The organism is Pelomicrobium sp. G1 (assembly GCF_051905455.1).
In the GTDB taxonomy this organism is placed as follows: domain Bacteria; phylum Pseudomonadota; class Gammaproteobacteria; order Burkholderiales; family UBA6910; genus Pelomicrobium.
The window spans coordinates 1-242 of sequence record NZ_JBQACR010000543.1 but is presented as its reverse complement, the minus strand read 5'-3'; the positions used below and the strand labels follow the sequence as shown (position 1 = coordinate 242).

Annotated in this window: 1 protein-coding gene; it reads right to left on the bottom strand. The window is 66.1% G+C overall.

The window, feature by feature from the left end:
- A partial coding sequence (locus tag ACTFO6_RS19575; RefSeq protein WP_439935969.1) for a helix-turn-helix domain-containing protein occupies positions 1–242 on the bottom strand: 242 nt, incomplete at both ends.

Sequence of the window (242 nt, the reverse complement as noted above, 5' to 3'; positions counted from 1 at the left end):
GCGGCGTCGGCCACCAAGGTGAGGTAGTCATGGCCCCGAGCGCGCGAGGTCTCATCGATCGCCAAGTGGCGAACCGGCGAGAAATCGCTCTGGGCCAGGGCTTGCTCGACGTAGTGTTCACAGATCGCCATCACCCGATGCAGGCTCAGGTTCACGAGCCGCGCCACGGCGCTGAAGGTCATCTCGCGCGCGAGCGCAAGCACCAGCGCCTCAAAGAGCAGCGTGAAGCCCTTGAGCCGCCC